General features: G+C 62.2%; 17 protein-coding genes. 13 read left to right on the top strand and 4 right to left on the bottom strand.

What is annotated here, in order from left to right; genetic code table 11:
- Position 1 precedes the first annotated feature (1 nt).
- Entirely contained in the window at positions 2 to 1,069 is a 1,068-nt protein-coding gene (modC, locus tag AC1Q5S_RS17935; protein WP_303837280.1) for a molybdenum ABC transporter ATP-binding protein, read from the top strand.
- Between the two features lie 86 nt (positions 1,070 to 1,155).
- Here the strand turns inward: modC and AC1Q5S_RS17930 are convergent, their stop codons facing one another.
- Both AC1Q5S_RS17930 and AC1Q5S_RS17925 read right to left on the bottom strand, forming a co-directional pair.
- Positions 1,156 to 2,121, bottom strand: coding sequence for a Bug family tripartite tricarboxylate transporter substrate binding protein (locus tag AC1Q5S_RS17930; protein WP_303837296.1), 966 nt, complete (start codon positions 2,119 to 2,121; stop codon positions 1,156 to 1,158).
- Positions 2,122 to 2,353: 232 nt separating this feature from the next.
- Positions 2,354 to 3,442 carry a tartrate dehydrogenase gene (locus tag AC1Q5S_RS17925; RefSeq protein ID WP_492239138.1) on the bottom strand — a complete coding sequence of 363 codons (1,089 nt, stop codon included), beginning with the start codon at positions 3,440 to 3,442 and terminating at the stop codon, positions 2,354 to 2,356.
- A 161-nt stretch (positions 3,443 to 3,603) separates the two neighbouring features.
- Here AC1Q5S_RS17925 and AC1Q5S_RS17920 point away from each other — a divergent pair, with 161 nt between their 5' ends.
- The 4 genes from AC1Q5S_RS17920 to AC1Q5S_RS17905 all read left to right on the top strand — a co-directional run bounded on the left by AC1Q5S_RS17920 (position 3,604) and on the right by AC1Q5S_RS17905 (position 7,708).
- Positions 3,604 to 4,635 carry a LysR family transcriptional regulator gene (locus AC1Q5S_RS17920; protein WP_303836103.1) on the top strand — a complete coding sequence of 344 codons (1,032 nt, stop codon included), beginning with the start codon at positions 3,604 to 3,606 and terminating at the stop codon, positions 4,633 to 4,635.
- Complete coding sequence (locus tag AC1Q5S_RS17915; RefSeq protein ID WP_303836105.1) at positions 4,571 to 5,656, top strand: DUF6817 domain-containing protein; 1,086 nt, start codon at positions 4,571 to 4,573, stop codon at positions 5,654 to 5,656. Before AC1Q5S_RS17920 ends, AC1Q5S_RS17915 begins: the two co-directional genes overlap by 65 nt.
- Positions 5,657 to 5,771: 115 nt before the next feature.
- Positions 5,772 to 6,569 (top strand): MetQ/NlpA family ABC transporter substrate-binding protein, encoded by a 798-nt coding sequence (locus AC1Q5S_RS17910; RefSeq protein WP_303836107.1) that lies wholly within the window; start codon positions 5,772 to 5,774, stop codon positions 6,567 to 6,569.
- A gap of 365 nt (positions 6,570 to 6,934) precedes the next feature.
- Positions 6,935 to 7,708 (top strand): IclR family transcriptional regulator, encoded by a 774-nt coding sequence (locus AC1Q5S_RS17905; protein ID WP_303836109.1) that lies wholly within the window; start codon positions 6,935 to 6,937, stop codon positions 7,706 to 7,708.
- Positions 7,709 to 7,756: 48 nt separating this feature from the next.
- Here the strand turns inward: AC1Q5S_RS17905 and AC1Q5S_RS17900 are convergent, their stop codons facing one another.
- Positions 7,757 to 9,184 carry an FAD-binding oxidoreductase gene (locus AC1Q5S_RS17900; protein ID WP_303836111.1) on the bottom strand — a complete coding sequence of 476 codons (1,428 nt, stop codon included), beginning with the start codon at positions 9,182 to 9,184 and terminating at the stop codon, positions 7,757 to 7,759.
- A gap of 148 nt (positions 9,185 to 9,332) precedes the next feature.
- Here AC1Q5S_RS17900 and AC1Q5S_RS17895 point away from each other — a divergent pair, with 148 nt between their 5' ends.
- From AC1Q5S_RS17895 to AC1Q5S_RS17870, 6 genes are all read left to right on the top strand, one after another.
- On the top strand, positions 9,333 to 10,349 hold the full coding sequence (locus AC1Q5S_RS17895; protein WP_303836113.1) for a TRAP transporter substrate-binding protein: 1,017 nt from the start codon (positions 9,333 to 9,335) through the stop codon (positions 10,347 to 10,349).
- Positions 10,350 to 10,391: 42 nt separating this feature from the next.
- Positions 10,392 to 10,910, top strand: coding sequence for a TRAP transporter small permease (locus AC1Q5S_RS17890; protein ID WP_303836115.1), 519 nt, complete (start codon positions 10,392 to 10,394; stop codon positions 10,908 to 10,910).
- Positions 10,907 to 12,190: a TRAP transporter large permease gene (locus tag AC1Q5S_RS17885; RefSeq protein ID WP_303836117.1), complete on the top strand. Its 1,284-nt coding sequence runs from the start codon at positions 10,907 to 10,909 to the stop codon at positions 12,188 to 12,190. Before AC1Q5S_RS17890 ends, AC1Q5S_RS17885 begins: the two co-directional genes overlap by 4 nt.
- A 53-nt stretch (positions 12,191 to 12,243) precedes the next feature.
- Positions 12,244 to 13,158, top strand: coding sequence for an acetaldehyde dehydrogenase (acetylating) (locus tag AC1Q5S_RS17880; RefSeq protein ID WP_303836119.1), 915 nt, complete (start codon positions 12,244 to 12,246; stop codon positions 13,156 to 13,158).
- A 20-nt stretch (positions 13,159 to 13,178) separates the two neighbouring features.
- Entirely contained in the window at positions 13,179 to 14,222 is a 1,044-nt protein-coding gene (gene dmpG, locus AC1Q5S_RS17875) for a 4-hydroxy-2-oxovalerate aldolase (protein WP_303836121.1), read from the top strand.
- Between the two features lie 332 nt (positions 14,223 to 14,554).
- On the top strand, positions 14,555 to 15,103 hold the full coding sequence (locus tag AC1Q5S_RS17870; protein ID WP_492239137.1) for an NADPH-dependent FMN reductase: 549 nt from the start codon (positions 14,555 to 14,557) through the stop codon (positions 15,101 to 15,103).
- 147 nt (positions 15,104 to 15,250) lie between these two features.
- On the opposite strand, the gene AC1Q5S_RS17865 is transcribed toward AC1Q5S_RS17870, so the two are convergent.
- A complete protein-coding gene (locus tag AC1Q5S_RS17865; RefSeq protein ID WP_303836124.1) occupies positions 15,251 to 15,892 on the bottom strand; it encodes an FMN-dependent NADH-azoreductase in 642 nt (213 codons plus the stop codon).
- 128 nt (positions 15,893 to 16,020) lie between these two features.
- Here AC1Q5S_RS17865 and AC1Q5S_RS17860 point away from each other — a divergent pair, with 128 nt between their 5' ends.
- Positions 16,021 to 16,968, top strand: a complete 948-nt coding sequence (locus AC1Q5S_RS17860; RefSeq protein ID WP_303836126.1) for a LysR family transcriptional regulator — start codon at positions 16,021 to 16,023, stop codon at positions 16,966 to 16,968.
- 89 nt (positions 16,969 to 17,057) lie between these two features.
- Entirely contained in the window at positions 17,058 to 17,651 is a 594-nt protein-coding gene (locus tag AC1Q5S_RS17855; RefSeq protein WP_492239136.1) for an RBBP9/YdeN family alpha/beta hydrolase, read from the top strand.
- The last annotated feature ends 10 nt before the right edge of the window (positions 17,652 to 17,661 follow it).

Genomic DNA, 17,661 nt, shown 5'->3' with positions numbered 1-17,661 from the left:
CATGGCAGGCATCCAGGCGCGTTTTCGGCGCGAGTGGCCGGGCTTTTGTCTTGACGTGGACCTGGGCTTGCCGGTGCGCGGCGTGACTGCGCTGTTCGGCCCGTCTGGCTCGGGCAAGACGAGCGTGCTGCGCTGCATTGCCGGGCTGGAGCGCGCCCCGCAAGGGCGCCTGGTGGTGGGCGGTGATGTGTGGCAAGACGCTGGCCGCTGGGTTCCTGCACACCAGCGTCCCATTGGCTATGTGTTCCAGGAGGCCAGCCTGTTTGCCCATCTGACGGTGATGGGCAACCTGCGCTACGGGATGAAGCGCAGCCAGGGCACGCAGCAGGCGGGCTTCGATCAGGCCATTGCCCTGCTGGGTATCGGCCATCTTCTCGATCGCAAGCCCGACACCTTGTCCGGGGGCGAGCGCCAGCGGGCCGGCATTGCGCGGGCATTGGCCGTCAACCCGCGCCTGCTGCTGATGGACGAACCGCTGGCCGCGCTGGACCTGCAGCGCAAGCAGGAAATCCTGCCCTTCCTGGAGCGCTTGCGCGACGAGCTGGACATCCCCGTGCTGTATGTCAGCCACTCACCCCATGAAGTGGCGCGGCTGGCCGACACCCTGGTGGTGATGGACGGCGGCCGGGTCGTGGCCAGCGGGCCGCTGGCGCAAACGCTGGCCCGCATCGATCTGCCCATCACGCTGGGGGAAGACGCTGGCGCGGTGCTGGATGCCACGGTGGGCGAGCTCGATCATGAATGGCATCTGGCGCGCGTGGATTTTTCGGGGGGCAGCCTGTGGGTGCGCGACCAGGGTCTGCCCGTGGGGCGCCGCGTTCGGGTGCGGGTGCTGGCGCGGGACGTGAGCCTGGCGCAAGAGCCGGGAAGCAGCAGCATCCAGAACGTGCTGCGCGGCTGTGTCGACGCCGTGGGAGACGACCAGCACCCCGGCCTTGCGCTGGTGCGTGTGCGCGTGGGTGACGCCATGCTGCTGGCCCGGCTGACCAAGCGGTCGGCCGCGTCGCTGGGTGTCGCGCCGGGGCGCATGCTGTGGGTGCAGATGAAATCGGTGGCCTTGATGGAGTGATGCCGGCAGGTGCGGGCCCGCCCGAGGCCGACAACCGCAGTGGACTGCCTGGGTTCTCTGGAGAGGCCTCACCCCGTCGGGCGGGATCACTCGGTCGATATCTTGTTCTCTGCGACCAGTTTGGCAAAACGTGCGGTGTCGGCCGCTATCTGCTCGGCCATTTGTGCGGATGTGTTGCCGATGGGCTCGGCGCCGATGTCCTGCATGCGCTTCTTGAAGTCGGGCGACTGGATCACCTTGACCATCTCGGTGTTCAGCTTTGCCACGATGTCGGCAGGCGTGCGTGCGGGGGCCAGCACACCGAACCAGGTGCCGATGTCAAAGCCCGCAAAACCGCTTTCCTGCAGCGTGGGCACGTCGGGCAGCGAAGACGACTGCTTGGCCGTGGTCACGGCCAGCGCGCGCAGCTTTCCGGCCTTGATGTGCGGCAGCACGGGCGTCACGGTGTCGAACGACATCGACACCTGTCCGCCGAGCAGGTCGGTGGTCAGCGGGCCGCTGCCCTTGTAGGGCACATGCAGCAGCGGGTGGCCAATGGCGGTGGAGAACTGCGTGCCGATCAGGTGCTGCGCGGTGCCCGCGCCATTGGAGCCATACGAAAACCTGTCCGGCGTGGTCTTCACCAGGGCCACCAGTTCCTTCACATCCTTGGCAGGTGTGGTGGCGCTGACCGTCAGCACGTTGGGCACCAGGGCCACGGTGGTGATGGGTGCAAAGCTCTTTTGAAAGTCGTAGCCGAGCTTCTTGTACACGCTGGTGGCAATGGTGTGGTGCACCGCGCCCATCAGCAGCGTGTAGCCGTCGGCAGGGGCCTTGGCCACATAGTCGGCGCCAATGGTGGCGCCCGCGCCGCCCCGGTTTTCCACGATCACCGGCTGGCCCAGGGCGGTGGCCAATTTCTCGCCCAGCGCGCGGGCCAGTACATCCGTGGTGCCGCCGGCTGCAAATGGCACCACGATGGTGACCGGTTTGGCGGGCCAGGCCTGGGCGTGGGCGGCGGTGCCGGGCAGCAGGCAGACCGCTGCCGCTGCAGCAGCAACGGCCAGGGTCATCAGGTGGTGGCGGCGCACGGGCTGGGCGATGGCGCCGGGGCGCAGGGTGGTGTGGTTCATGTGTGTCTCCGAGGTGTGGGTGGCGGTGCGGACGGTCTTTGCGACCTTGTTGTTCTGTCTGCAGGCTCCGGTGGATTGGCCTTCCACCGTATAACGTCCTGGGTTTGCCTTGCCGTGCTGCAGCACTTTCGGCGGCTTCCCGTCTGGTTGTCCGGTGGAATGCAAACCCGTATCAGGCGGCCTGGCGCACGGGTGCGCTGCTGACCAGTGCACACACGGCGTCGGTCACCTGGGCCGTGGTGGCGGTGCCGCCCAGGTCGCGGGTGTGCAGGGCGGGGTTGGCGGTCACCTGTTCGATGGCCTGCATCACGGCGCGGGCCGCATCAGCCTCGCCCAGGTGCTCCAGCAGCATCACCACCGACCAGAAGGTGCCAATCGGGTTGGCCAGGCCCTTGCCCATGATGTCGAACGCCGAGCCGTGGATGGGCTCGAACATGCTGGGGTAGCGGCGCTCGGGGTCGATGTTGCCGGTGGGGGCAATGCCCAGGCTGCCGGCCAGCGCGGCGGCCAGGTCCGAGAGGATGTCGGCGTGCAGGTTGGTGGCGACGATGGTGTCCAGTGTGGCGGGGCGGTTGACCATGCGGGCCGTCGCGGCGTCCACCAGTTCCTTGTCCCACTTCACGCCGGGGAACTCGGCAGACACCTGCGCGGCAATCTCGTCCCACATCACCATCGCATGGCGTTGCGCGTTGCTCTTGGTGATGACGGTGAGCAGCTTGCGGGGGCGCGACTGCGCCAGGCGGAAGGCGTAGCGCAGGATGCGCTCCACGCCCACGCGGGTCATGATGGAGACATCGGTGGCCGCCTCGATGGGGTGGCCCTGGTGCACGCGGCCGCCCACGCCCGAGTATTCACCCTCGGAGTTTTCGCGCACGATGACCCAGTCCAGATCATGGGGGCCGCAGCGCTTCAGGGGCGCATCAATGCCCGGCAGGATGCGCGTGGGCCGCACGTTGGCGTACTGATCGAAGCCCTGGCAGATCTTCAGGCGCAGGCCCCACAGGGTGATGTGGTCGGGGATGTCGGGGTCGCCGGCCGAGCCGAACAGGATGGCGTCCTTGCCGCGCAGGGCGTCCAGCCCATCGGCCGACATCATCACGCCGTGGGCGCGGTACCAGTCGCCGCCCCAGCCGAAATTCTCGAAGTCAAAGCGCAGGTGCGGGTGGTTGGCCGACAGGGCCTGCAGCACGAGCTGGCCAGCGGGAATGACTTCCTTGCCGATGCCGTCTCCGGGGATGGTGGCGATTTGGTAGGTTTTCATGCGGATGTCTTGGGGGAAAGGTTGAGGAAAGCCGTGCTGGGCTGGCGGACCGTGGAAAAAAAGCGGTGAAGCCGAACAGTGAGAAGAACTTTAGGCATGGACGCGTCTTCGGAACGGCGCTAGAGTGAATCCATCGTTAACCTGAGGTTAAGAAAGATTCGATGAGCTCCACCATCCAGCCCGCAGAACTGGGTTTCTTTTCGGCGCTGGCCGCCAGTCCCAGCCTGAGTGCTGCGGGGCGCGAAATGGGCATCTCCACGGCGGCGGTCAGCAAACACCTGGCGCAGATGGAACGCCGCCTGGGCGTGGTGCTCATCAACCGCACCACCCGGCGCATGGGCCTCACACCCGAGGGCGAACTGCTGCTGGAGCACGCGCGCCGCATCCTGCGCGAGATCGATGCGCTGGACGAACTCATCGCCCAGTCCAAGGCCAGCCCCAAGGGCCTGCTGCGGGTGAATGCCACCCTGGGCTTTGGCCGCATGCATGTCGCTCCGGTGATTTCGGATTTTGTGCGCCAGTACCCCGAGGTGGATGTGCAGCTGCAGCTGTCGGTGCACCCGCCGCCCATCACCGACGATGCCTACGACCTGTGCGTGCGCTTTGGCGAGCCGCCCGACGGCCGCGTGATTGCCCGCCGCATCGCGCCCAACCGGCGCGTGTTGTGCGCCGCGCCTGTCTACCTGGACCGCCATGGCAGGCCCCGCGTGCCGCGCGATCTGATGGCGCACCAGTGCATCGGCATCCGCCAGGGCGACGAGGCCTACGGCCTGTGGCGCCTGACCACCGGGCGCGGCAGCAAGGCGCACACCGAATCGATCAAGATCACTGGCAACCTGACCACCAACGACGGCGAGATCGCCGTGCTGTGGGCCTTGCAGGGCCATGGCATCGTGATGCGTGCCGATTGGGATGTGAACCGCCACCTGGCGCAGGGCCTGCTGGAGCCCGTGCTGGCGCAGTACCACACCCCGGCGGCCGATATTTTTGCGGTTTATCCCCAGCGGCACCAGTTCTCTACCCGGGTGCAGACTTTTGTGGGCTTTCTGGCCGAGGCGCTGGCAGCGTCGGGGGCGCCAAGCACCGATACTGTGCGCTTCATCGACCGACCGACGGAGACAACACGCCATGACCCTGCGCTTGCACCCCCTGGACCCGCAGCTTTTGACCCGCGCCCAGGCGCTGCTGGATGACGGGTGGATTTCCCACGACCCCGACCTGGCCCCGGTGCTGCCCACCGTGCTGGCCCGCCATGTGGGGCAGGACTGGCACAAGGCGGGCACCTTCCGCCACCATCTGGTGGGCGTGGCGCGCTCGCTCACGCTGTGGCAGCAGCCGCGTGATGTGCGCCTGCTGGGGTTGCTGCACAGCGTGTACGGCAATGCCTTTGTGGACCTGGTCAAGTTCGACCCGGCCAGCGAGCGCGCCCGCCTGCGCGATCTGGTGGGCGAGCCGGCCGAGCACCTCGTGTACCTGTTTTGCACGCAGTCGCGCACGCAGTTCGTGCAGCGCGTGCTGGGCGGCGGGCTGCAGGCCGATGGCAGCCTGGCGCTCGACAAGGACGGGCAGCGCCATGTGCTCACGCCCTACGAGGTGGCCGCCTTCATTGTCGTGAGCATGGCCGACACCATCGAGCAATGGTTCAGCTGGCAGGACGATATCTACTCGCGCTTTCCCAACGTGCAGCACCGCCCGCAGGCCGTGCACTGGGCGGCATCGCTGTGGCCCGGGCCCATGCGGCCCACGGGGCGCATGCTGCACCAGATCGCAGCCCTGGGGCAGGCGCTGCAGCACCCGGGCCTCGTGGGGCTGCTGCCCGTGCCGCCGGTGTTTGCCGGTTGCACGCAGCACCTGTCGGTGGCGGCCGAGGCGGCGGCTGTGTCGTTGTATTGGTCGGTGATCCAGCAAGACCAGCCGCTGGTGGATGTGGACGTGGCCACCGCCGTGCTGGAGCAGGCCGTGCGCCACAACCCCTGGGTGGGCGAGCCGCAGATGGTGCTGGCGCAGCTGTATCTATCGGCGGGCCGGTGTGACGACGCCAAGCACGCCGCCCAGAGTGCGCTGCAGTGCTTCAGCGCCTGGGGCAATGCGTGGGACAAGCGCGTGCAGTGGGACGCCTGGGTGGCCTGGACGCGCATCCTGCTGCAGTCCGCCACCGATGCCACCTGGCCCGAGCGGCTGGACAAACTCAACAACGTGGCGCTGCGTGGGTGATGGGTGATGGGCTGCTCGTTATGCAGTATTGAGCTAATGAAATAAAGAAACGGTTGTTTGCGTTTTATAGGGTCAACCCTAAGATGCGAAGAATCTCTTAACGAAAGGTGTTTCCGTGAACAAGCGCTCCCTGCTGCAATCCACCCTCGCTCTGGCCCTGGCCGCCGGTTTCTCCACGGGCGCGCTGGCGCAGGACAAGCCGCTCAAGATCGGCGTGACGGCCGGCCCGCACGCCCAGATCTTCGAGCAGGTCAAGAAAGTGGCCGAGAAAGACGGCCTGAAAATCCAGGTGATCGAGTTCAGCGACTACGTGCAACCCAACGCCGCCCTGGCCGCGGGCGACCTGGACGCCAACGCCTACCAGCACAAGCCGTACCTCGATGCCCAGGTGAAAGACCGGGGCTACAAGATCGTCTCCGTGGGCTATACCGTCAACTTCCCCATGGGCCTGTACTCGAAGAAGGTCAAGGGCCTGAGCGAGCTGAAGGACGGTGCGCGTTTTGGCCTGCCCAACGACCCCACCAACGGCGGCCGTGCGCTCCTGCTGCTGCAGGACAAGGGCCTGATCAAGCTCAAGGAGGGTGCCGGCCTCAAGGCCACGCCGCTTGATGTGGTGAGCAACCCCCGAAAGCTCAAGTTTGTCGAACTGGACGCTGCCCAGCTGCCGCGCTCGCTGGACGATCTGGACGCATCGGCCGTCAACACCAACTTTGCGATCTCGGCCGGCCTGAACCCCAAGACCGACGCCATCGCCCTGGAAAGCGCCAAGAGTCCGTATGTGAACCTGATCGCCGTGCGCGAAGCCGACAAGAACAAACCCTGGGTGCCCAAGCTGCTCAAGGCCTACCAATCCGAGGAGATCCGCAAGTTCATCGAAGTGGAGTTCAAGGGGTCGGTGCTGCCCGGGTTCTGATTGTTGCTCCTCAAAAAAGCTGCTGGCGCTTTGCAATCAAGCGCCAGCAGCTTTTTTGCGATACCGTGGTTACCCGTGAGGGTGGGCCCCAGAGATGCCGGCTGCGACACCGCGCCAGGCCGTGCCTCCATGTGCTGCCTTGCAGGCTGTCACCCGGACGCTCCCGTATGCTGAAATTTTTGTCGGTTGATTCCCTCATGTACCAATGCGGGGCCGCCCTCTTGGCACAATGGCGCAGTTGCACAAGGACGCAAAAGTTCGGGAAAAAATAGAATCACCGGGACAGTGATTTGGATGCCTCCAAGGCCATGGGGATGACCCGGCCTGAGTCACGCCGAAGCCGGCCAATGCGGTCAGACAGATCAATGAACACCACAGAAAAAGAAGATGTCAAAAAAGCGCTGACCAGCCAGACCCTGGTACGGGGCTTGGATGTGATCGAGGCGGTGTCGGACGGCCCGTTGAGCATTTCCGATATCGCGCACAAAACGGGCATCACCTACGGCACGGCGCACCGGATTGTGTCGGTATTGGTCCAGCGCAGTTACCTCAAGCACGACAAGACCAAGGGCTACACCCTGGGCCGCAAGGTGCTGGAGCTGGGCTTTCAGGCTTTCCATCAGACGACGCTCATGCACGCCGCCCATCCGTTCCTGGAAAAACTGGCCCTTGACACACTGGATACTGTGCATCTCGCCCGTATCGAGGGCGACTCCGTGGTCTATCTTGACAAGATCTTCAGCCGGCGCTCCGTGGAAATCAGTTCGAGAATCGGCGGACGCAAACCGCTGATCAGCACAGGCGTGGGCAAGGCGCTGATCCTGGATTGGAGCGAGAGCGAGTGGGTGGCGTTGCACAACCGCAATGCGCACCTTTTGCGCAAAAAAATGGCGCAATCCGAATGGCTGGATTTGATGCGCGGCTATGCGCAAGGCGATTATTCCTTTGATTCTGGTGAGGACGAGCAGGCCATCCGGTGCGTCGCAGCCCCAGTGCGTGATGGCAGTCGAAAAATCGTGGCGGCCATCAGTGTCTCCAGTACCCTGGAATACATGGACCCTGAGCGCATGCAGATGCTGATTCCTGTTGTCAAACAGGTGGCCGCGCAAATCAGCGCCGAACTGGGAATGCATGCATGAAACGACCTGCGGTGGCGTGGCCGCAGGACGCGCCGCCGGGTCTCTGGCTTACAGGATTTTTCCTGGATTGAGGATGTTTCCTGGGTCCATGGCGTTTTTCAAGACTTTCATCAGCGCAATCTCTTGCGGACTACGGCTGTGGCCCAGCCACTTTTTCTTGTGCAGGCCAATGCCATGCTCGGCCGAAACGGATCCGCAGAAGTCGCGAACAATGGCATAGAACGCTTCTTCCACCTGGTGTTCGGTGGTGCCATCCGCAGGAATCGGACCCACCACTGCGTGGATGTTGCCGTCCCCCACATGTCCAAAAAAGACGACTTTCAGGTGGGGAAAACGCGTCGCCATGACCTCCATAAGTTGTTCAACGCAGTTTCCAATGGTGGAAATCGGCACCGACAGATCGAAATTGATGGTCGGGGCGTTGATTTTCAGCATCTCTGACACGGAATCGCGCAGCGCCCAGAAATCCTGGGTCTCGGCGTGCGATTGCGCAATGGCTGCATCCACGACCCACCCTTGCGCCATGGCTTCTTCCAGCATGGCCTGAAAACGCCCCGCCTCGCTTTCGGGAGTGGCCCCTTGCATGTCCAGCAGCACATACACCGGATGGTGGGTGGGCAGCGGTGTCCTGACGCCTGGAACGGACGTGGCGGTGCGGTAAAAATCAGGCCACATGACCTCAAAAGCGCTGACCTGGCCCGACAGCGCTTGCCGGGCATGGCGCAGGAATTGCACCACCGCATCAAAACCGGTCAGGGCAACCAAGGCCGTGTTGGCGCCGGAGACTCCCGGATGCAGCCGCAGCACAGCCTGGGTAATGACACCCAGAGTGCCCTCACTGCCGATGAACAGGTGCTTGAGGTCAGGACCCGCATTGTTCTTGACCATCTGGTTCAACATCGACAGCACCGTGCCATCTGCCAGCACGACCTCCAGGCCCAGCACCAGTTCCCGCGCCATGCCGTAGCGGATCACGCGATTGCCGCCGGCATTGGTGGAAAGATTGCCGCCAATCTGGCAAGAGCCGCGTGACCCCAGGTCCAGGGCGTAGAGAAAACCTGCTTGCTGTGCCGCCTCCTGAATGACTTGCAGCGGGGTTCCTGCCAGAACGGTCATGGTTGCCGAGCCGGTGTCGATGGCGGTAATGCCGCTCATTCGTTCCAGGGACAAGATCACGCTGCCGTGGCTGGGCACCGCGCCGCCGGCCAGGCCCGTGAGGCCGCCTTGGGGCGTCACGGCTTGGCCATGGGCGTGGCAGATACGCAAAACCTGCGCGACTTGCTGCGTATTGCGCGGTCGCACCAACGCCAGCGGCGTGCCACCGCTTTCATCGCTCCAGTCGTTCAGGTATTTCACGCCGATCTGGTCGCCGGTCAGGACATCGGCATCTCCCAGTTCCTGCCGCAAAGCGGCCACCACGGCGAGCGCGATGTCAGGGGGCGTCGGGTTGCAGGAGAGGGTCAGAGGGGAGGTCATGAATGCAGCTTTCTCGTTCTAAATTTGCACATGTTGAAAGTCAATTCTAAAAATTGACACAATTCTAAGCTGCCCCCTAGAATCCGCGGCTGCAGATCCCGAGTTGACGAGACTCCTCAACCCCTTACTTCCTCTGGAAAAAATCGACATGATTTTCAAAGCACCCCAACTGCTGTCACGCCGCGTTGCCATGATGCTCGGCCTTTGCGCCTTCTCTTTTGGAATCTCCAGCCCGGTGGTCGCGGCTGAAAATATTGTGCTCAAGGTGGGGCATGCAGCAACGGCCAGCAACACAGGCCATCTCGCTTTGGAGTTTCTGGGCAAGGAGCTGAAAGAAAAGACCAAGGGTCGCGTCAGCATGGAGATTTTTCCCAATGCGCAGTTGGGCAGCGAACGCGAACTGGTTGAAAGCATCCAGCTGGGCAACGTTGACATGGCGTTTGTTTCTTCTGCCTTGCTGGGCAATTTCAACAAGCAATTCTTTGCGCTGGACATTCCCTTCATGTTCAAGGATCGTCCCGGCGTTTATCGCGTGCTGGACGGTGCCATCGGCCAAGGCCTGCTCGACAGCTTGAACAAGGTCGGCATCCAGGGCGTCGGTTACTGGGAAAACGGCTTTCGCCAACTGACGAACAGTAAAAAATTGATCAAGAGCCCCGATGACCTGAAGGGCATGAAGATGCGCACCATGGAAAACGAGGTGCACATTGCCGCCTGGAAAGCCATCGGTTCGAACCCTGCACCACTGGCTTTTGGCGAGCTTTTCACTGCGTTGCAACAGGGGACCTTTGATGCACAAGAAGGCCCGATCAATCTGTTCTACGACATGAAGTTTCAGGAAGTCCAAAAGTTCATCACCAAAACAAATCACGTTTATTCGCCGTTTGTCGTGCTGATGAACCCCAATGTGTACAAACGCTTCAGCGAAGAAGACAAGAAAATTTTCGCCACGGCATTCAGCAATGCCAAGGTGTACCAGCGTGATCTGGCCCAGAAAGCCGATGCCAAGGCAGAAGCCGCCATGCCCAAGGTAACCTTCACCACCCTGACGCCGCAAGAGTTTGCGAAGTTCGCGGACAAGATGGGCCCTATCTACGACCAAGTGAAGAAGAAGGTGGGTCCTGAAATCGTTGACAAGATCCTCGCGGAAGTCAACAAGAAGTAATTGACTTTCCCCCTCTAAGTGGTCAGGTGGGTTGGTGCAGCAATGCTGCCGCAACCCACCGTGCGCCAAGGAAATCAGATGTTCAAAATAATTGACAAGAATCTTGAAGAGGTTCTTTTGGTGTTTCTGCTGTCACTCATGTCCGTGCTCATTGGTGTGCAGATCGTCATGCGGTATGTGGTGGGGGAGTCTCTGACATGGTCAGAGGAATTGGCCCGTTATTGCTTTATCTGGGCTACCTATATCGGCGTGAGTTACGCCGTTAAGGTGGGTGCCCATATTCGCGTCGATGCCGTCACGAACCTGTTGCCGGTATCGACCCGGCGCTACGTGAACCTTTTTTCATATTTCATGTTCATCGTCTTTGCGGCGCTGGTCATGAAAGAGGGCTACGCCCTGACTGAAAAAATCTTCAGTTTTGGCCAGGAGTCGTCTGCCTTGGGCCTGCCCATGGGTTATGTCTATATGGCACCTACGGTAGGTTTTGGTTTGGTGGTTTTTCGAATCCTTCAAAAGATGGTTGAAGAAGTGCAAATGATCCGCAAGGGAGATCCCGCATGATTTCCTTTTTGCTGTTTGGGCTTTTTCTTGCCTTGCTGCTGACAAGCGTACCCATCGCCATCTCCCTGGGACTGGCTGCTACCGGGGCACTGCTGTACAGCGGCAAGGTGAGCAGCAGCTACATCGCGCAAGGGCTGGTCACCTCGATCGACTCGTTTCCCCTGATGGCGGTGCCGTTCTTCATTCTGGCGGGTGATCTGATGGGCCATGGCGGTCTGTCCAAGCGCCTGCTCAATGTGGGCAATGTCTTTTTTGGCCGTTTCACGGGCGGCCTGGCCATCATTGCCGTCGTGACCTGCATGTTTTTTGCGGCCATTTCCGGCTCGGGACCCGCCACCGTGGCAGCTGTCGGCTCGATCTTGCTGCCCGCCATGGCGCGCGACGGTTATCCCAAAGGCTTCTCGATTGGCCTGGTGGCTTCGGCCGGCTGCATGGGCATCATTATCCCGCCCAGTATTCCGATGGTGATCTACGCGACGTCTTCCAACGTATCGATCAGCGCCATGTTTCTGGCCGGTGTCATTCCCGGTCTACTGATTGGTCTTGCTCTGATTGTGGTGGCGTACTACAAATCGAAAAAGAACCACTACCGCGGTGCCGACAGAAAATACTCGGCCAAGGAAATCATGGCAACCATCAATGATGCCAAGTGGGCGTTGCTGGTGCCGGTGATTATCCTGGGGGGTATTTACGGCGGTATTTTCACGCCGACCGAGGCTGCTGCCGTGGGTGTCATCTACGGTTTTATTGTGGGCGTCTTTGTTTACAAGGAACTCAAGTTCAAGGACTTGTACCGGATCATTGCCGGTTCGGCACTGACTTCGGCCTCCGTCATGATCATCGTGGGTACCGCCACCATCTTTGGCCGGGTGCTGGCCATCGAGCGCATTCCGGTCCTGATTGCCGAATTCATCGTGCAACTGACCAGCAGCCCCATGCTCATTTTGATGCTGATCAACGTGCTGTTGCTGTTTGTCGGCATGTTCATGGAAACCCTGGCTGCCATCATCATTTTGACGCCAATCCTGCTGCCGGTGGTAATGGCCGTGGGCGTGGATCCGGTGCACTTTGGCATTGTGATGATTGTGAATCTGGCCATTGGCTTGGTCACACCACCTGTCGGGGTCAATCTGTTTGTGGGGGCCAGAGTCGGTGGTTCGACGCTGGAAGCCGTATCCAAGGGAAGTATTCCATTCTTGATCGCGATGTTTATCGTGCTCATGCTGGTGACCTATATGCCGTCGCTGTCGCTGTTCCTTCCCAAACTCATGGGTATGTAATTCAGGCCGCTACTTCAAATTCGACGTGCAATTTTGTGAAAGCAAGCTCAATCATGACTACCAAAATCAAATGCGCCCTGATCGGGCCCGGTAACATTGGCACCGACCTGCTGGCCAAACTGCAACGCAGCCCGGTGCTGGAACCGGTCTGGATGGTCGGCATCGACCCTGAATCCGACGGCCTCAAACGCGCCCGCGAACTGGGCATCCAAACCACCGCCGAGGGCGTGGATGGCTTGGTGCCGCACATGCAGGCCGACGGTGTGCAGATCGTCTTTGACGCCACCAGCGCCTACGTGCACGCTGAAAACAGCCGCAAGGTGAATGCCCAGGGCGCTTTGATGATCGACCTGACACCCGCCGCCATCGGCCCTTTTTGCGTGCCACCGGTCAATCTGGCCGAGCATGTGGGCAAGGGCGAGATGAATGTCAACATGGTCACCTGCGGTGGCCAGGCCACCATTCCCATGGTGGCCGCCGTGTCACGCGTGCAGCCGGTGGCGTATGGCGAAATCGTGGCAACGGTGTCGAGCAAGTCAGCCGGCCCAGGCACGCGCAAGAACATCGATGAATTCACGCGCACCACAGCGACCGCGGTGGAAAAAGTGGGGGGTGCCAAAAAAGGCAAGGCCATCATCATTTTGAATCCGGCCGAGCCGCCACTCATCATGCGTGACACCGTGCACTGCCTGACCGAGACCGAACCCGACCAGGCCAAGATCACCGAGTCGATCCACGCGATGATCAAGGAAGTTCAAAAGTATGTGCCTGGCTACAAGCTGGTCAACGGGCCGGTGTTTGACGGCAACCGCGTCTCGGTGTTTCTGGAGGTCGAAGGCCTGGGTGACTACCTGCCCAAATACGCCGGCAACCTTGACATCATGACGGCCGCCGCCGCGCGCACCGCAGAGATGTTTGCCGAAGAAATCATTGCTGGGCGGCTCACGCTCAAAGCCACAGCAGCCTGAACCGATAGAAGAACCTCATCATGACAACACAAGGCAAAAAGATCACCCTGCATGACATGACCCTGCGTGATGGCATGCACCCCAAGCGCCACCTGATGTCGCTGGAGCAGATGAAAACCATCGCGTGCGGACTGGATGCGGCGGGCATCCCCCTGATTGAAGTCACGCACGGGGACGGCCTGGGCGGATCTTCCGTGAACTACGGTTTTCCTGCGCACACCGACGAGGAATACCTGGGTACGGTGATCCCGCTCATGAAACAGGCCAAGGTGTCCGCTCTGTTGCTGCCGGGCATTGGCACCGTCGACCACCTGTTGATGGCCAAAGACCTGGGTGTCAACACCATTCGTGTGGCCACCCATTGCACCGAAGCCGACGTGTCCGAACAGCACATCAGCAAGGCCCGCACACTGGGGATGGACACCGTGGGTTTCCTGATGATGGCGCACATGGCCAGCGCAGAAAAACTGGTGAGCCAGGCGCTGTTGATGCAGGGCTATGGCGCCAACTGCATCTACGTCACGGACTCCGCGGGCCACATGCTGCCCAAGGATGTGAAAGAAAAACTCACGGCCGTGCGGCAGGCGCTCAAGCCCGAGACCGAACTGGGTTTCCACGGCCATCACAACCTGGCGATGGGTGTGGCCAATTCCCTGGCCGCGATCGAAGTGGGTGCGAACCGCATTGACGCCGCTGCTGCCGGTCTGGGGGCAGGGGCGGGCAACACACCCATGGAGGTGCTGGTGTCGGTCATGGACCTGATGGGGCTTACCACCGGGGTGGATGTGTACAAGATTCAGGACGTGGCGGAAGACCTGGTGGTGCCGATCATGGATTTCCCGATCCGCATCGACCGCGACGCACTCACGCTGGGTTATGCCGGCGTCTATGGCTCATTCCTGCTGTTTGCCAAGCGCGCCGAGCAGAAATACGGTGTGCCCGCACGCGACATCCTGGTGGAAATGGGCCGCCGCGGCATGGTGGGTGGACAGGAAGACATGATTGAAGACACCGCCATGACGCTGGCCAAGGCACGCACTGCTTCTTCCATAGCGGGGGCCTGAGGGGGTAATCCTCCAGAGGAATACCTGCCGGGTTCACGCAAGGGCGTGAGGCCCCCCGCAGGCATTGCCGAAGTGATTCAGCCGCTGGGACCGGTGGGATTTTTCTCCCACGGCTCACTGCGATCTCGGTCGGCATGAACCCCGGGATTTGGCTACTCGAAAAATAGCTGCTGGCGCTTTGCAATCAAGCGCCAGCAGTTTTTTTCATGCTCCATCCCATTGGGTTGGCAGGCGGTGTGAATGTCATGGTTCGCCGCTGGCATGGGGTGCCCTGAAACGGTACCATGGCCTTCCGGTGCTTTGCCGGGTGTTTTCGCCCTCAGGAGGTTTTCATGAGCCAGTACAAAATTGCCGTCGTCGTCGGCAGTCTTCGCAAGGATTCATTCAACCGCAAGCTGGCCACGGCGCTGGCCCGACTGGCGCCCGCGGATTTCAGCTTCACGCAGCTGCGCCTGGATGATCTGCCGCTCTACAACCAGGACGACGATGGCCAGCAGGCTGCGTCGGTGCTGCGCTTCAAGGGCGAAATCAAGGCCGCGCAGGGCGTGCTGTTTGTCACGGCGGAATACAACCGCTCGATTCCAGGTGTCCTCAAGAACGCCATCGACAACGCTTCGCGCCCCTACGGGCAAAGCGCCTGGGTTGGCAAGCCGGCGGGGGTGATTGGTGCATCGGTGGGCGCCATTGGCACTTCGATGGCGCAGCAGCACCTGCGCAATGTGCTGGCCTACCTGGACATGCCCACGTTGGGCCAGCCCGAGGCCTTCATCCATGCCAAGGAAGGTCTGTTCGACGCCGATGGTGGCATCGGTGCGGGCAGCCGAGAGTTTCTGCAGGACTGGATGAACCAGTACGTGGCCTGGGTCAAAAAGCATGCTTGAATTTTTTGCTATTGAATAAATAGCTGCTCACGCTTATTGAACGAGCGCTAGAGCCGTATTTGAAAATCAAACGCAGAAAGCCCGGCGCAAGGCCGGGCTTCATGGAGGGTGAGACAGAAAAGCAGGGCGCCCGCGGCGCCCTGTGCCTCAGGCGGCTTGCGTTGCCTGGGCTTGGTTGGCGGCAGCCTGGCTGCGGATGGCCTGGGCGGCATCGGCCAACGCCTGGGCCTTGGCGTCATCGCCCATGGCCACGCCTTCAGCGCGCACAAAGCGCACATCGGTCACGCCGAAGAAGCCCAGCACAACCTTGAGATAGCTCTCCTGGTGTTCCATAGCCTGACCGCCTTCGCTGGTGGAATACACGCCGCCACGGGTGGAGGCAATGATCACGGTCTTGCCCTTGGCCAGGCCTTCGGGGCCGTTGGCGGTGTACTGGAACGTGCGGCCGGGCTGGGCAATGCGGTCAATCCAGGCCTTGAGCTGGGTGGGAATGCTGAAGTTGTAGAACGGGGCACCAATCACCACCACATCGGCCGCCAGGAATTGGCTCACCAGTTGCTCGGACACGGCGTTCTCGCGCTTTTGCACTTCGCTCAGGCCATCGGTCTGGCCGGTGCGGGGCGCCATGGCGTCCATGGTGAAGTGGGCCGGGGCGTTGGCCACCAGGTCGAGATAGCTCACCTGGGTGCCGGGGTGGTTGGCCTGGTAGGCTGCCACGATCTGTGCGGTCAACTGGCGCGAAACGGAGTTGGTACCGGTGATGGCGGAATCAATGTGAAGCAGTTGCATGAGGTTCTCCGGAGGTTTGTAGGGCAGCCATTTGGTGTGGCCTGGGTGTCAATTGTCGATGGATCTTGATTTGTTGATAAGTGGGTGAATTTGCGATAGATTGTCCCATTTGTAGAACAATCAGCGCCATGCAAGACCTCAACGACATGCTGTATTTCGCCGAAGTGGTGGAGCGCGGTGGCTTTGCCGCGGCGGGCCGGGCCCTGGGTATCCCCAAATCCCGGCTGTCGCGGCGGGTGTCGGAGTTGGAGACCCAGCTGGGCGTGCGCCTGCTGCAGCGCACCACACGCAAGCTCTCGCTGACCGAAGTGGGCGAGGCCTATCTGCGCCACTGCCAGGCCATGCGCGAGTCAGCCCAGGCCGCTGCCGACACGGTGGCCCAGGTGCAGACCACCCCGCGCGGCACCATCCGCGTGAGTTGTCCCGTCACGCTGGCGCAGACGGTGCTGGCCGAACTGATGCCGCAGTTTCTGGCCACCTATCCCGAAGTGCGGGTCGAAATGCTGGTAAGCAACCGCGCGGTGAATCTGGTGGAGGAGGGCATCGACGTGGCGCTGCGCGTGCGCTCCACGCTGGAGGACAGCGGCAGCATGGTCGTCAAGCGCCTCGACGATGCCCGGCAGATTCTGGTGGCCAGCCCCGACTTGCTGGCGCGCCAGGGCGTGCCGCGCACACTGGAAGACCTGGCCCGGCTGGACAGCATTGCCATGTCTGCCGTGGATGGGCGCTCCACGCTGCACCTCGTCGGCGAAGGCGGCCGTGAGCAGACGGTGCACCACCAGCCGCGCTATGTGGCCGATGACTTGCTCACCCTCCAGTTCGCCGCCCTGGCCGGCACCGGCATGTGCTGGCTGCCCGACTACATGTGCATCGAAGCGCTGCGCGCAGGCCGCCTGGTGCACCTGCTGCCCGACTGGGCGCCACCGCGCGGCATCGTGCATGCGGTGTTTCCTTCGCGCCGGGGGCTGTCGCCCGCTGTGCGGCGGTTTCTGGACTACCTGGGCGAAACCATGCCGGGGCGCAGCAGCCAGGCCACCCGGGTGGCCGGACAGGGGTTGGATGGCGCAGGCATCTAGCCCTTTACGGTTTTTAGATGCTTTGGCGATCAAATAACAAGAATCAAGTTGTTTGGGTTTTAAAGAGTGGGTCGCAGAATGCCAGCGCTGTGAGCACCGTTTCCATCACCATCGTTCCGGGCGGGCGTGATTCCGGCCTCGGCCACTGGCAAAGCCTGTGGGCCGAGCGCCTGCCCCATGCCCGCCGCGTGGTGCAGGACGAATGGATCACGCCCATGCGGCTGGCCTGGGTGGGCCCGCTTGAAAAGACCGTGCTGGCTGCGCCCCATCCCGTGGTCATCGTGGCGCACGGCCTGGGCTGCATTGCCACCACCTCCATGGGCGCGCAGGCCGCAGCCCGCGTGTGCAGCGCGCTGCTGGTGGCCCCGACCGACCCCGAGCGCCGCACCGTCCTGAACAACTGTGCCCTTGTCGCGCTGTCCGTCCGTTCCATCGTGGTGGCCAGCAGCAACGACCCGTATTGCCCCCTCCGCCTGGCGGGTGCCTGCGCGCGGGCCTGGGGCCGTGAATTCGTGCGCATGCAGAACGCCGGGCACCTCCATATCGACTCCGGCCATGGCGAATGGCCGCTGGACGGGGCGCTGCTGCGGTCGCTGCAGGGCGACCCCACCGCGAGCCGCGCCCCGGTGCCCGGCCATGCGCAGGCTTCGCCTGCAGCGCCGGTGTTGCAGGAGTACTCCTGAATAAGTAGCT

Source organism: Acidovorax sp. GW835-FHT14B10 (assembly GCF_058793725.1).
The sequence above is the reverse complement of the archived record's forward strand: the minus strand, read 5'-3'. Positions and strand labels throughout refer to the sequence as shown.